Origin of the sequence: Nocardia sp. NPDC059180, from assembly GCF_042754945.1 — a bacterium.
Lineage (GTDB): Bacteria > Actinomycetota > Actinomycetes > Mycobacteriales > Mycobacteriaceae > Nocardia.
This window is the reverse complement of the sequence record NZ_JBHZBU010000003.1, coordinates 1-13,398: the sequence shown is the minus strand read 5'-3', so window position 1 is coordinate 13,398 and position 13,398 is coordinate 1. Positions and strand designations below refer to the sequence as shown.

Here is a 13,398-nt window from a genome sequence, read left to right as displayed (position 1 = left end):
GTCGCGGGCCCGGCCGCATGGGGAGCTCCGTGATCGACACCGTCCGACGCCATATGCGCCTGCCTCGGCCGCTGCGGCTGCGCCCGTCCCGGCAGCGCCGCGAGGCACCGCTGACCATCGAGATCGCGGCTTCCACCGGCACCGGATCCACTGCTCTGTCCGCCTTCGACGCCGCCCTGCGTGAGATCGGCGTCGGCGAAGCCAACCTGATCCGGCTGTCGTCGGTGATCCCGCCGGGCGCGCGGCTCGAACGCACACAGCGAATCAGTCAGCCGATCCATTGGGGTGACCGTCTGTATTGCGTATACGCCGCCGGCTACGCATGTGCCGCGGGCGAACGCGCCGCCGCGGGAATCGGCTGGACCATGCGCGCCGACGGCGCAGGCTTGTTCGTCGAACACGAGGCCGCGACGGCCGAGGAGGTCGAACACCTTGTCCGAGCCAGCCTGGCCGATATGAGCGAACACCGGCACGGCGACTTCGGCCCGGTTCGCTTGCACACCACCGAAACTCGATCCGACGGTCGGCCGACCTGCGCGGTGGTGCTGGCCGCCTTCGGCGCGTCCGGATGGGACCGACTATGAACGACCTACACGTCACTGTCGAGACGACGATCGACGGCGAGGACATCGAGCTGTTCCACGGGCTCTACGAGGAAGCTTTCGGCCCGCTGCGGACCGAGGCCGCAGCCAGACAGGTGCTGTATCGCGCGGAATTCCTTGCCGAAATGGGCGACTCACGGGTGCTCAAATACGTCGCGCGCACCCGCACCGGCGAACCCGTCGGCATCACCACCCTGACCAAGCATCTGGAGACGGTGCCGTGGATCAGTCCCGAGTATTTCATCGCGCGATATCCGGACCACGCGGCCCGCGCCGCGATCTACTATGCGGGTTTCACCCTTGTTGCGCCAAGTGTGCGACAGGGCGCCGCGTTCCATGTCATGATCGAATCAGTTGTCCGGGTTCTGGTGGCCGAACGTGCCGCGGTCGGCTGGGACATCTGTTCGTACAACAACACTCGGTTCTCCTTCGCCGACGGCATCCGAGCGGTGCTCGAGGAGCAGGCAGACGTCGAAGTAGCAGTTGAGGATTCCCAGACCTACTACGCGGCCCGATTCTTCGGAACGGGAGCGATGAAGGGGGGCTGATGGAACTCACCGGAGAGCAGTCGGCGGGTGGGCGATCGCACTTCGGACATCGGTGGATCAGGTTCGTCCCCGGCGTCGCGATCGTCTTGATCGTGCTACAAACTCTGATCGATTCGCCCCCGCTATCGCTGTCGACGATGGCCCTTGTAGTCGCGGGCGCGCTCACCATGATCGGCGCGGGCCTGCATCGGCACCACCCGCAACAGCCGCTGCCGTGGTATCTGCTGTCGGCGTCGGCGGTGCTGTTCGCCGCGGGCATCGGCCTGCGCGATTTCGCGGACGCGTCCACCCGCCCCCTCGACGACATCTTCACTCTCGGCGGCTATATCGGCATCGGCGTGGCCGCCGTCTTCTGGTTGCGCCCCCGCCAGATTCACACCGACTACGATCTTCTGCTCGACTCGGCGTTGATCGGGCTCGGTGCACTGCTGGCGTCGTGGACCTTCCTCATCTCGCCCGCCCTGCGCACCGAGGGCCATCTCGGCCATGCCGTAGCGACGGCGATCTATCCGATCCTCGATGCGTTGCTCTTGGCGCTGGTTGCCTATTCGGTGGCCGCGACCACCCGCTCGGAGACATCGCTGCGGCTGCTCCACGGCGGGCTGATGCTGGCGCTGCTCGGCGACCTCGGCTACAACCTCGAGGTCGCGGGCACCCCGGTGGCTGCCCGCGACGTCCTACTCGTGCCGCTGCTGATGGCATACACCCTGGTCGGCGTAGCCGCCCTGCATCCGACCATGACGTCTCTGGGCGCGCCGCATCCGATTCATCCACATCATTCGCGCCAGCGAGCCAGTTTCATCGCCGTCGCGCTGATCGTGGCGTCGCTGATCCCGGTGGTCGGCTCGCGCCTCGGCACTGTGGACCGGGTGGTGGTGTCGTCGCTGTGCGCGCTGCTGTTGATCGGGGTGCTGGTGCGCAGTGAACGCGCCATCGTGCGCAGCGCCCGCAGCGAGAAACGCGCCCAGTACCAGGCCGACCACGACATGCTCACCGGCCTGCTGAACCGGGCGGCGCTGTTGCGCGCGCTCACCCGCAATCGCGACCACTGGGCCGAACGGCCGCTGTGCCTGCTGTTCATCGACCTGGACGGGTTCAAGATGATCAACGACAGCTACGGTCACGCCGTCGGCGACGAACTCATCGCCAACGCGGCCTCGCGGATCCGGCGGGCGGTGCGGCGCGATGACGTCGTCGCCCGCTACGGCGGCGACGAATTCGTCGTGCTGGCCCCGCTGGACCGGCAGGAAGCCGAAGGCCTGGCGAAGCGGCTGCTCGCCACGTTCATCCGCCCCTTCGAACTCAGCACGGGCGAGGTGCCGATCACCGCGAGCATCGGCCTGGCCTGCAGTGGGCCGCGCGCCGCCGAAGCCGATATCTACGACCTGCTCCGCGAGGCGGATTCGGCGATGTACCACGCCAAGGAGTATTCACTCGGCTACACCTTCTTCGGCACCTTCCGGGACGAGACCCGCACCGCACCCGACACCACCCGCAGCCCCTGGCGCCGCGAAACGGCGGTCTGAGAGCGACGGGCGAGCCGTCAGTCCGACAGTTCGGCGAGCAGCCGCTTGGCCTGCTCCAGCTCGGCCTGTAACTGCTCCACCTTGGACAGCTGCGCCCCGCGCACTGCCTCCATGATCCCGGCGACCACCTCGGCGACCTCCGGATGCAGCAGCTTGGCGGCCTGTGCGACGGCGGAACCGTTGACGGGCAGGGCACGCACCGTACGCTTCTTGCCATTGACCACGTCGACGCTCCACTCACCGTCGGCGGTGCCGGTGATGGTGACGGTGACCTCGGCCGCTTTCGCCTTGCGCGCGGGTGCCTTGGCAGCCGCCTTCGGCTGCGTGGATGCAGCGGGCGAGGTGGCCGATACGGGCTGCTGGCGTGCGGGCGCCGGTGCGGCGGCACCGTTCGACGCAGCCGGCTCGGGCGCCGGTTTCGCGGCGGCCCCGGGCTTCGGGGCGGGAGCGGTGGGCGCGGGGCTCGTGGGGGCCGACGGCTTGGTCACGGTGGTTGGTTCCTTCCTGGTGGTCGACTTCGGCTGTGCCGTGGCACCTGCGGCCCGATCCCGCGCGGGCTTGGTGAGGGTGACCTCGGCCGGCGAAAAGGACAGTACATCTTTGGAACCGGTGGGCCGGATCTGCAGGAAATCACCGTCGGACGGCTCACCGAGCGCGATGACCTTGCCCGACCGTCCTTCCGGTATTCCCACGGCCGCGGCGGTGAACCACACCATGGGCGGGTGGCCGTCGGCGATCTCGGTGGCGATCTGCTGAATCTCGGTGTCCGACAGGGGTTGCTGGGCGTTCTTGGACTTTGTTCGCGGCGACGACATGGGTGCTCTCCGGGCAATTCTCGCGTGTGATGAAGGGCCTGCGTGCACAGATGATGCCGCACCCCACCGACAGGTTCTCCCCGCACCCGGTGAATTCCGCCCGCGCGGACGCCGCCGGAGGCGCCGGCGAATCCGCATCGATCGTGGCGATCCCACTACCGCGACGAGCCGACTGCGATAAGAATAGAACACGTTCTACTGTTTCCGGGAGAAATGAACGGCAGGAAACCGCGATGACCGAAACCGTCGATCAGCAGGCGCTGACCATGGCCGCCATCGGCAGGCTCACCGGCCCGGGTGGGCCGTTCGAGATGACGGTGCAGCAGGTACTCGGGGCGCCGACACCGCTGCTCATCCACCGCGAACGCTGCCTGGCCGACGTGCTCGCGGCCTCCACCCGGTGGGGCGATCGTGACTACCTGGTCACCGAGGACACCCGGCTGTCGTTCACTGAGCACGCGGCCGCCGCGGCCGCCCTGGCCAGGGCGCTGCGCGACCGCTACGGCGTCGGCAAGGGCGACCGGGTCGGCATCCTGGCCGCGAACACCCCGGAATGGGTGGTGGCGTTCTGGGCGGCGCAATGCCTCGGCGCCATCGCCGTGGGATACAACGCATGGTGGGCGCCGCCGGAGATCACCTACGGCGTCGGCCACAGCACGCCGTCGGTGCTGATCACCGACGCCAAGCGCGCCGACCGCGTCGCCGAACTCGGCCTCGCGGTCCCGGTCCTGACAATGGAGCGCGACATCCCGGCACTGATCGCCGAGTCCGCCGGCGGTGAGCTGCCGACGACGCCGGTGGACGAAGACGATCCCGCGGCCATCCTGTACACCAGCGGCACCAGCGGACGCCCCAAGGGTGTGACCCATTCGCATCGCAACCTCATCGCTGCCATCGGCTACCACCGCTTCAATGACGCGCTGGCCGCGGAGCTGACCGGCGGCACCGACAACGGCGGCAGGCGATTCCTGCTCACTTCACCGCTGTTCCACATCGCCAGCCTGCACAACCTGGTGATTCCGCGCCTGGTGAGCGGCGATACCGCCGTCATTCATCAGGGTTCGTTCGATGCCGACCGGGTGCTGCGCCTGATCGAACGTGAGCGGGTCAGCAACTGGGGCGCCATGCCGACGATGGCGACCCGGATGCTCGAGCGAGACCTCGGCGAGTACGACCTGTCGTCGCTGCGGGCGTTCTCGCTGAACTCGGCGCCATCGTCGGCGGCATTGCAAAAGCGCCTGCGTGAGCAGCTTCCGGTCGCCCGCACCGCACTGGTCACCAGTTATGGCCTCACCGAATGCAGTACGGCCGCCACTTTGGCCGCGCCTGCCGAACTCGCCGCCTTCCCGGATACCGTCGGCCGCCCGGTGATGGGCGTATCGGTGGAGATCCACGACGAGACCGGCGCCCCGCTCCCCGATGGCGAGGAGGGCGAGATCTGGGTTCAGGGGCCGTACGTGATGCTCGGATATTGGGACGATCCCGCCGCGACCGCGGCCGCGATCACCCCGGATCGCAAGCTGCGCACCGGCGATATCGGCATCGTCGAGGACGGCAGGTTGCGGCTGTCCGGGCGCCGATCGGATCTGATCCTGCGCGGCGGTGAGAATGTCTATCCCACCGAGATCGAGCAGTGCCTCGACGAGCATCCCGCCGTGCTGGAGAGCGCGGTACTCGGTGTGCCCGATCCCGACCTGGGACAGGCGGTCGCCGCTGTAGTGGTCGTCGACAACCTCACGGCCACCGACGAAGACGCGTTACGCGCGTTCGCGGCCGAACGTCTCGCGTACTACAAGATTCCGGCCCGATGGCGACTGACCACCACCGCCCTGCCCCGCAATGCCACCGGCAAGGTCATCCGCACCGGCCTCCAACCATGACGGGCCCGCTCACCACGAGATGATCAGCAGAAACAGGGCTGTCTGCACGGTCTGGAAAAGACGGTTCAGGTTCTGCTGGATTTCGGCGCTGCCCATGCCCGGCCTCGATTCGCTCGGCCCACGCGCCCCCGAACGGGAGCGGTTCGGTATCACTCCAGTGTGGCAGAGCGGCGCCGGAAGGAAAGCCCCTGTTCGCCTGGGCACCAGCGCCGGACCAGGTGCCGGAGCCATCATCGGCCGCCATAAAATTAGAACTGGTTCTACCATGGATAGGGCCGCGGTTCGCGGTTCGTACGACGAAGGAGTTGCCGTGCCACTCGACGCATCGGGCGCGAGCCTGCTCGCTGCCGTGCAAGCCTCGCCGCGCGCTGTCGCCGCACACGACCGGCAGACATGGGTGGGACTGTTCACCCCGGAAGCGACAGTTCGCGATCCGGTCGGCGCGCGCCCGCATATCGGCAAGGGCGCCATCGAACGGTTCTACGACACCTTCATCGCACCGAACACGATCGAATTCCGGGTGGAGCACGACTTCACCGGACCGGCAGTCATTTTCCGCGACCTGACGATCCAGACCACCATGTCCACCGGCGCTCGCGTGCTGGTGCCGATGCACTTGCGCTACGACCTGGCCGAAGTCGACGACGCACTTCGGATCATCCATCTCGCCGCGCACTGGGAGCTGCCCGCGATGGTCGCGCAGCTACTGCGCACGGGGACGCGGGGGTGCGGTGCGGGCCTGAAGCTCGGTGCGGCACTGGTGCGTAACCAAGGGCCGGCGGGCGCGGCAGGGATGGCTCGCGGGTTCACCGGAGTCGGCCGGGCGGGAAAACGGGTGGCCGACGAGTTGTTCCATGCTGCGGGTTCCGGCGACACCGCTCACGTGCGCCGACTACTCGGTGCGGGCACGGTGATCGAATGCCCTGCGGGGACGGTGGTTTCCGCCGATGAGTTCACCGAATGGGCTTCGGCAGGCCTACGCGCCGGGAAGATGCTCGCGGCCGGACGCACGGTGACGGCGAGCGTCGAGCGAGACGGCGTTCCCGCCCTCATCGCCCTCGACTTCGATCCGCGTGCGCCGCGGATCCATACCGTGGGCGTGTTCACCGAGAAGGTACTCGAACAGGCTTGATACACCCGATCCGGTTGACTGACCGGATGGCGGCGAGTGCGAGCCGGCTCGGCGGGCAGGCCGTTCGGGCACGCCCCTACTGCTGCGCTTGACACCCCACGGCATGGGCGGCGCGGTATAGGGGGCAGGAAGCGTTCCCGGATCGCGATCGCCTCCGGCACGTCAACGCACAGCCAGCGCACCAAGCCGTCGTCGCAGCGCTGGAACTGGGTTTCCAGCCCTGCCGCCAGCTCTACCACGGTGCCGCCGGGATGCGTTGCGAGCCAGGGGCGCAGCACCTCGTCGAAGCGCAGCGAACGGACCGCGTGGGTGCCGTCGGGTTTGCCGAAGGTCTTCTCGTAGTCGAAGTCGATGGTTTCGTAGATCCGCACGCAGTCCGGATCGCGCAAGATGGCATCGGCGCGCAACGACTCCGAGGCTCGATTGTGCAACGTCCACAGCATCGTCAGCGGAATACCGCTGAGCCCGACGTCACCGCTCATCAGATCCACCACTTCCCGCCGCCGAAACGGCCTACACCAGGAGGAACAGCTCGGGTATCGGCAGCCTGATCGCGAATCCGTTTCGGTGGGGTTCTTCGTTTCCGGCCGGGCCGCCGGCAGCCGAAACCACCGGCGGCCGAGAGCGTCAGGACTGCACGCCGCTGAGTTCGTTCGGGCTTTCGGGCAGGGTGGCCGAGGCCGTCACGGCGCCGGAGGCGAGGTCGACTCGGTGCACCGATTTCGTCGCGGTATCGGAGACATAGGCGACGCCGTCGCGCACGAAGATCGCCGGACGCGCCTGCTGCCATTCCAGCGGTTCCTGCCACGGTTCGATGACCGGAATGGTCGTGGTGACCGCACCCGCCACCGGGTCGATGACATGGATTTTGCCGTCGGTGCCGAGCACCAGCGCTTCGCCCTGCGGGCCACGAGCCAGCGACCGGAAGGTATAGCTGGTACCGATATCGACAAGCCGCAGCGTGCCGGTGGTGGTGTCGATCAGCGACACCTGCTGCGGACGCTCGAGTTCGGCGTCCTTGTCCTGCTTGTAGTCGCCGAGCACGATGGGCGAGACATCGCTGCCTGCCTGGTTGCCGATCCGCCCGTACGGGGTCGGGCTGGTGACCTTGGTGATGGTGCCGTCGCGGTAGACGAGTGCTCCGGTCTGGCAGCCGACGACGACGGCCTCACCCTGTGCGGTTGCCTCACCATGCACGCCCGGGCAGTCCTCGTTGCGGGCGATCTCCTTGCGTTCGGCGTCGAGCACGGCGAGGCCGACCCGGGATTCCTCGGTGCCGACGGTCACCACGAGCTCACCGTTGGCCAATTCGACCGCGACACCGTGGTGCGGTGCGGGCGCTGTGTATATCTCGGTGGCGGGCTTGTCGTCACCGAGCTGGGCCGGGTCGAAGGAGGTGACTTCGCCGCTGCCGTCGGCGAACAGGACGGTGCGACCGGCGTGGCGGACCACGTGCCCGGGCTTGGCCGCGGGGAAGTCGACGCCGGTGAACCGGCCCGCGGCCGCGTCCAGCACCCGGAAGCCGTCCTTGGTGGAGACCAGCATGTGCCGGTCGTCGCCGGCCGGATTCAGCCGGTTGAATCCGTCCAGCTGAACGTCGCCGGTGGTCGCGAGGGTGTTCGGGTCGAGAAGATAGATGCCGCCGTCGTAGGTGACGGCGAGCGGATCGGCGACCGCGGGCCGTTCGGCCTGCTCCGAATCGTCACTGCCGCAACCGCTCAGCGCGACCATCGCGGTGAGCAGGCCCGACAGCGCCACCGTCGTGGTCCGGGTCCGAGTACGCATTCTTGCTCCGTTCCATAGTGCTACCGAAATTCGCGGCGCGAAGGCACCGAGGGGTGTTCACGGAGTCAGTCCGCTGACGATGGCGTCGGTATTGGCGCGCATCATCTCCAGGTAGGTGCCCGCCCCCTGTCCGGGCGGGGTCAGCGATTCCGAAAACAGTCCGACCACCCGCACCCGAACGTCGGCCTGCTCGGCGAGCACCCGGGCGAGGCGGTCCGGTTGTGCCGAATCAGCGAAGACGGCGGGCACGCCGGCCGCGCGGATGGTGCCCGCCAGATCTGCCAGATCCGAGGGACTCGGCGAGGCGAGGGTGGTGCCGCTCGGAATCACCGCGCCGAGCACCTCGAACCCGAAACGCTGTGCCAGATAGCCGAAGACGTGGTGGTTCGTGACGAGCTTGCGGCGCTCGGCGGGCACGGTGGCGAATCGCTCGGTCATCCAGCCTGCGAGCCGGTCCAGTTCGGCCACGTAGCGATCGGCATTCGCGCGGACGACGTCGGCGTCGATACCCGGCACGTGTTCGACGACCCGGTCCCGGATCACTTCGACCGCACGCCGCACCCGCTGCGGGTCGGTCCAGAAATGCGGGTCGGGCTGCCCGGCGGTGGCGCCGGATCCGAAACTGATCGGGTCGATCTCGGCGGCGGCGTAGACCGTCGGGACCCCGGCGTCCGCCGCGGCCTCGACATTGCGGAGCACGCCTTCTTCCAAACCGAGACCGTTGGCGACGATCAGTCCGGCCCGTTCGAGTCCGGCGGCCTGCTGGGCCGAGACGGCGAAAGAGTGGGGGTCGCCCGCGCGTGGCATGAGGACGGTCACCGGTGCCGCGTCGCCGACGATCACCTGAGTGAGATCGCCGAGAATATCGGTGGTGACCACGACCCCGCCGCGCTCCGGACCGGGCGCGGCGCAGCCGGTGAGTGCGAGCAGACCGGCGATCAGGGCGACGATCACCCGGGCAAGAAGTGTCATCGGCCGGTCTCCACCATCAGCTCCGGTGCGATATCGAGGGTGAAAGTCCGTGCAATACGCAGGTTGTCGTTGTAGTCGATCTCGTGCACAACCCGGGCGGCCGGATCGTTGACGTAGGCGCGGTTGGTATCGACCACGATCACCGGCGCCACCGCATTCGGCGCCAATGGCGCGGCCAGCACCTTCGTCTGCGCGACCTCGGCGCCGGTCACCGGGTCGTAGCCGTGCAGGATGCCGTCGGCGGTGAGCGTCAGGATCGCGGTGCCCGCGCCCGCGGTGTTGGTGGCGACCACCGGCCCGGTAGCGATACGGGACCAGCGTCGGCTGCCGACATCGAGGACGCCGATGCCGTCAGTGCCCGAGCGCGTCACCAATGTGGTGCTGCTGGGCCGATGGAAGAACGCGGTCGCGGGTTCATCCATGCCGTCGGCGAACGGGATCTTCGTCGCGACGAAGACCGAATCCTGTTCGGCGACGAGCACAGCGCCATCGGTGCAACCGAACACGACGCCGCGTCGAGTGATGGCCTGCCCGCGCGGATTCACACACGGCGTGCCCAGCTCGGTCACCTCGGCGCCGTCGCGAGAACGCACCTCGACTCGGCCTGACGACAACGCGACTACCAGCCTGCCCGCATACGGGACCGCTGTGGCGTCCGCGATATCTCCCTGTGTGCGCACCGATCCGTTGTCCAGCGCCGCGCGATCGAGCACGGCGGCCCCGGAGGCGCCGACTGCGGTCACCACGGTTTTGTCGCTGTGCGCCGCCGCGACCGGGCCCGCGTCGAGCACACCGACCTCACGCGCGGGTGCGCGGTAGTAGTGCACGTGATCGCCGTGGTCGACCATCCAGCTACCGCTATCGATCACCCGTGTCGAATCCGGTGTCGAGAGATACGCGTAGCGGCCGTCACCCGCGATCGCGGTCACCCCATCGACCGACCCGAGCTCGACTACCTCCTCGGTGGTCAGATCCAGCACCCGGACAGCGCCTGAAGCAGGCTCGGCGACAACGAGTCTCGACTGCGCTTCGGCGGTCTCCTCGGCACCGGCGACATAGCCGTGCGGCGTCGGTGCGGCGGTCGCGGGTTCGTTCTCGGCACCGCATCCGATCAGTGGAAAGACCAGGGTCAGCAGCGCGGCCACCGCGACAGGCTGTGCTGCGGCACGCAGATTCACTCGCTCACGAAGCCGGGTTGCCAACGCTGACAGGAAGAACAGCCCCACTGCCGTCGCTGCGATCGTCGCTCCTGCCGCGGTACCGGCATGCCAGGAGATGAGCAGGCCGATGACCGTCGATGCCGACCCGAATGCCGCCGCCAGCACCATCACGATCGGAATCCGGTGCGCGAAGAACATCGCCGTCGCGGGCGGCGCGATGAGCAGTCCGAACACCAGCAGGGTTCCCACGATATGGAACGACGCCACAATCGCCAGCGTGAGCAGACCGGTCAGCGCGAACTGCGCCAGGCGCGGACGCAGCCCGAGCGTCTGGGCAGTGCGCGCGTCGAAGGTGAGCGCGAGGAAGGCGCGGTGACCGAGCACCGTCACCACCAACGCGACCAGCAGCGCAACCACCAGGAACAGCAGATCCCGCTCCCCCGTGGCCAAGACGTCGCCGAAGAGGAACCCGGTGAGATCCACCGCGAACGACTGCGAGCGCGACACGATGATCACCCCGAGTGCGAGCATCCCGACGAACAGCAGGCCGATACCCGTATCGGCCGACAGTCGCCGATTGCGGTTCAGCACAGTCACTCCCGCCGCCATCGCCGCCGAACTCGCCAGCGCGCCGAGCAGCAGATTGCCACCGAGCAGCGAGGCCACCGCGACACCGGGCAACATGCCGTGCGCCATCGCATCACTCAGAAAAGCCATGCCGCGCACCACAACCCACGTCCCGGCCAGGGCGCACAGACAGGAGACCAGCAATCCGCCCCACAGCGCCCGCTGCACGAAGGACACCTCGAACGGGGCGAATAGCCAATCCATGATGCGACACCCTAGAATGGAAACGATTTTCATTACAAGTTAAGTGACGGGAGTCGCATCGTGCAACCACCGGATATTCACCTCGCCGGACTCGCCGCGGGCTACCACGGGAATCGGGTGCTGCACGAGGTCACCGCGACGATCCCGGCAGGCAAGGTCACCGCGCTGCTCGGACCCAACGGCTCCGGCAAATCGACGCTGCTCGCAGTGCTGGCCGGGGTGGCGCCATTACTGGCCGGAACCATCACCGGTCGCGACGATCGTCGACCGGCTCTGGTCGTGCAGCAGAGCGCCGTGCCCGCGACCTTGCCGATCACCGTCCGCGAGACGGTGGCGATGGGACGCTGGGCCCACCGCGGGTTCTGGCGCAGGCTCACCAGCGCCGACCGCGCGATCGTGGCGGACTGCATGGACCGGCTCGCCATCACCGACCTGGCCCATCGCCGCCTCGACACCCTCTCCGGCGGACAGCGGCAGCGTGCCGTGCTGGCGCAGGCACTCGCCCAGGAGTCGACACTGCTTCTCCTCGACGAGCCCGCGACCGGACTCGACACCGAGGCTCGCGAGCAGATCAACCGTGCGATCGCCGAGGTCAGCGCTACCGGGGTGACCGTGGTGCACGCCACGCACGACCTGGACGACGCCATGCGTGCGCACCACTGCGTCCACCTGCGCGACGGGCGTGTCACCGCCGAAGGTGAACCACGAACCGCGATGCTTGCCCATTCACGCTGATCAGCGCCTTTCCCACGGCTGAAGACGGCATCAGTTTCATACCGACCTGTATGAGGTGTTTACTGAGACGCAAAGTCTCAGTAAATTGGTTCTAGCGAGACCTACACCACACGCACGAGGAGACTCCGATGATGCCGTCGACTGTGCCGCTCACCCAGGATGTCGGCAACGACTACCGCGAAGCCCTGCAGACACTGTCGGAAGGGTCGGTCAACCGACGCTTCGACCCGTATCTGGACATCGACTGGGATTCGCCGGAACTGGCCCTCGACCCGAAGGATCCACGCTGGATCCTGTCCCCCGAGATCGATCCACTCGGCGCCACGCAGTGGTACCGAGACCAGTCGGTAGACCGGCAGATCGAGATCGGCAAATGGCGGGTCGCCAACTCCATCAAGGTCGGCGCCGCGTTCGAGACGATCCTGATCCGCGGAATGATGCAGTACATCATGAAGCTGCCCAACGGGTCGCCGGAGTTCCGCTACTGCCTGCACGAGATGACCGAAGAGTGCAACCACATCCAGATGTTCCAGGAGCTGGTCAACCGGATCGGCGTGGATGTACCCGGAATGCGGCCCGCCTTCAAGGCGCTCTCGCCGTTCATCGGTGTGGCGGGCGGCTATGCGCACGTCATTCTGTTCATCGGCATCCTCGGTGGTGAGGAACCGATCGATCACTTCCAGAAGGCGCTGATCCGCGACGGCGCGAACCTGCCGCCGATGGTGCTGCGCACCATGGAGATCCATATCGCCGAGGAAGCCAGGCACATCTCCTTCGCCGGTGAATTCCTCAAGGCGCATATCGCGAAGATGAACCCGGTGACCACCCAGGTCTGCGCGCTCGCCTTCCCGCTGGCCATGCGCTGGCTGGCCGGGGAGATCATCGCACCGCCGCGGTCGTTCGCCGAGAAGTTCGACATTCCGCGGGAAGTGATCAAGGAAGCGTTCTGGCGCAGCCCGCAGTCACGCAAGATCCTGTCCGGCTACTTCGGCGATATGCGTGCCCTCGCCGACGAGATCGGGCTGATGAACCCGGTCACGCGGCGGTTGTGGAACGCGCTCGGCATCGGTGGCGATCACGCGCGCTACCGCAGCGAACCCGATCGCCGGATCCGCCACGCGGCCTGAACAGTCGTGGCCCGCGTACCCGCGCGGGCCACGCGTTCGGCGCCTCGCCGCTAGCTACCGGCGGCGCCCGCTTCGGTGAATTCGCGCAGTACCGAGGTCAGTTCGCGGTCCGGGTCGACGTGGATACCGCTGGTGCGGGCCGCGCCGTCGAGGACGAACCAGGTGATGGTGGCGAGCTCGTCGACCACCTGGGCCCGCGACCGGTCCGGTGCCGGGTCGGCGGCCCAGGTGGACAGCACCCCCTCGACCATCGTCACCACCGCGAACGGCACGGAATCGAAGGGC

11 protein-coding genes and 1 pseudogene are annotated in these 13,398 nt (G+C 67.7%); 7 read left to right on the top strand and 5 right to left on the bottom strand.

Annotation, left to right across the window (positions count from 1 at the left end; genetic code table 11):
- Positions 1–29: 29 nt before the first annotated feature.
- From ACFXNW_RS10470 to ACFXNW_RS10460, 3 genes are read left to right on the top strand one after another with little or no spacing between them, the layout of a single operon-like run.
- On the top strand, positions 30–584 hold the full coding sequence (locus tag ACFXNW_RS10470) for a pyruvoyl-dependent arginine decarboxylase (RefSeq protein WP_379417391.1): 555 nt from the start codon (positions 30–32) through the stop codon (positions 582–584).
- Complete coding sequence (locus ACFXNW_RS10465) at positions 581–1,150, top strand: hypothetical protein (protein WP_379417390.1); 570 nt, start codon at positions 581–583, stop codon at positions 1,148–1,150. Before ACFXNW_RS10470 ends, ACFXNW_RS10465 begins: the two co-directional genes overlap by 4 nt.
- On the top strand, positions 1,150–2,676 hold the full coding sequence (locus ACFXNW_RS10460) for a diguanylate cyclase domain-containing protein (protein WP_379417389.1): 1,527 nt from the start codon (positions 1,150–1,152) through the stop codon (positions 2,674–2,676). The genes ACFXNW_RS10465 and ACFXNW_RS10460 overlap by 1 nt, the downstream gene beginning before the upstream one ends.
- 17 nt (positions 2,677–2,693) lie before the next feature.
- Here ACFXNW_RS10460 and ACFXNW_RS10455 read toward each other — a convergent pair whose 3' ends face one another.
- Positions 2,694–3,491: a DUF6319 family protein gene (locus ACFXNW_RS10455; RefSeq protein WP_379417388.1), complete on the bottom strand. Its 798-nt coding sequence runs from the start codon at positions 3,489–3,491 to the stop codon at positions 2,694–2,696.
- A gap of 233 nt (positions 3,492–3,724) precedes the next feature.
- Here ACFXNW_RS10455 and ACFXNW_RS10450 point away from each other — a divergent pair, with 233 nt between their 5' ends.
- Positions 3,725–5,371: a class I adenylate-forming enzyme family protein gene (locus ACFXNW_RS10450; RefSeq protein ID WP_379417387.1), complete on the top strand. Its 1,647-nt coding sequence runs from the start codon at positions 3,725–3,727 to the stop codon at positions 5,369–5,371.
- A 310-nt stretch (positions 5,372–5,681) separates the two neighbouring features.
- On the top strand, positions 5,682–6,503 hold the full coding sequence (locus ACFXNW_RS10445; protein WP_379417386.1) for a nuclear transport factor 2 family protein: 822 nt from the start codon (positions 5,682–5,684) through the stop codon (positions 6,501–6,503).
- A 627-nt stretch (positions 6,504–7,130) separates the two neighbouring features.
- Here ACFXNW_RS10445 and aztD read toward each other — a convergent pair.
- The 3 genes from aztD to aztB are packed head-to-tail and all read right to left on the bottom strand — an operon-like array spanning position 7,131 to position 11,251.
- Positions 7,131–8,288: a zinc metallochaperone AztD gene (gene aztD / locus ACFXNW_RS10440; protein WP_379417385.1), complete on the bottom strand. Its 1,158-nt coding sequence runs from the start codon at positions 8,286–8,288 to the stop codon at positions 7,131–7,133.
- Positions 8,289–8,345: 57 nt separating this feature from the next.
- Positions 8,346–9,260: a zinc ABC transporter substrate-binding protein AztC gene (gene aztC / locus ACFXNW_RS10435; protein ID WP_379417384.1), complete on the bottom strand. Its 915-nt coding sequence runs from the start codon at positions 9,258–9,260 to the stop codon at positions 8,346–8,348.
- A complete protein-coding gene (gene aztB, locus ACFXNW_RS10430) occupies positions 9,257–11,251 on the bottom strand; it encodes a zinc ABC transporter permease AztB (protein WP_379417383.1) in 1,995 nt (664 codons plus the stop codon). Before aztB ends, aztC begins: the two co-directional genes overlap by 4 nt.
- A 60-nt stretch (positions 11,252–11,311) precedes the next feature.
- Between aztB and aztA the strand changes: the two genes are divergently transcribed.
- Positions 11,312–11,986, top strand: a complete 675-nt coding sequence (gene aztA, locus ACFXNW_RS10425) for a zinc ABC transporter ATP-binding protein AztA (protein WP_379417382.1) — start codon at positions 11,312–11,314, stop codon at positions 11,984–11,986.
- Positions 11,987–12,114: 128 nt separating this feature from the next.
- Positions 12,115–13,113, top strand: a complete 999-nt coding sequence (locus ACFXNW_RS10420; protein WP_379417381.1) for a diiron oxygenase — start codon at positions 12,115–12,117, stop codon at positions 13,111–13,113.
- 50 nt (positions 13,114–13,163) lie between these two features.
- Here the strand turns inward: ACFXNW_RS10420 and ACFXNW_RS10415 are convergent.
- Positions 13,164–13,398 (bottom strand): annotated as a pseudogene (locus tag ACFXNW_RS10415) (TetR/AcrR family transcriptional regulator); the annotation flags it as partial.

Bases quoted from the DNA above. Each gene is read 5' to 3' on its own strand.
- aztC (WP_379417384.1), bottom strand. From the start codon at position 9,260: ATGACACTTCTTGCCCGGGTGATCGTCGCCCTGATCGCCGGTCTGCTC.
- ACFXNW_RS10455 (WP_379417388.1), bottom strand. From the start codon at position 3,491: ATGTCGTCGCCGCGAACAAAGTCCAAGAACGCCCAGCAACCCCTGTCG.
- ACFXNW_RS10420 (WP_379417381.1), top strand. From the start codon at position 12,115: ATGATGCCGTCGACTGTGCCGCTCACCCAGGATGTCGGCAACGACTAC.
- ACFXNW_RS10465 (WP_379417390.1), top strand. From the start codon at position 581: ATGAACGACCTACACGTCACTGTCGAGACGACGATCGACGGCGAGGAC.
- aztB (WP_379417383.1), bottom strand. From the start codon at position 11,251: ATGGATTGGCTATTCGCCCCGTTCGAGGTGTCCTTCGTGCAGCGGGCG.
- aztD (WP_379417385.1), bottom strand. From the start codon at position 8,288: ATGCGTACTCGGACCCGGACCACGACGGTGGCGCTGTCGGGCCTGCTC.
- ACFXNW_RS10460 (WP_379417389.1), top strand. From the start codon at position 1,150: ATGGAACTCACCGGAGAGCAGTCGGCGGGTGGGCGATCGCACTTCGGA.
- ACFXNW_RS10450 (WP_379417387.1), top strand. From the start codon at position 3,725: ATGACCGAAACCGTCGATCAGCAGGCGCTGACCATGGCCGCCATCGGC.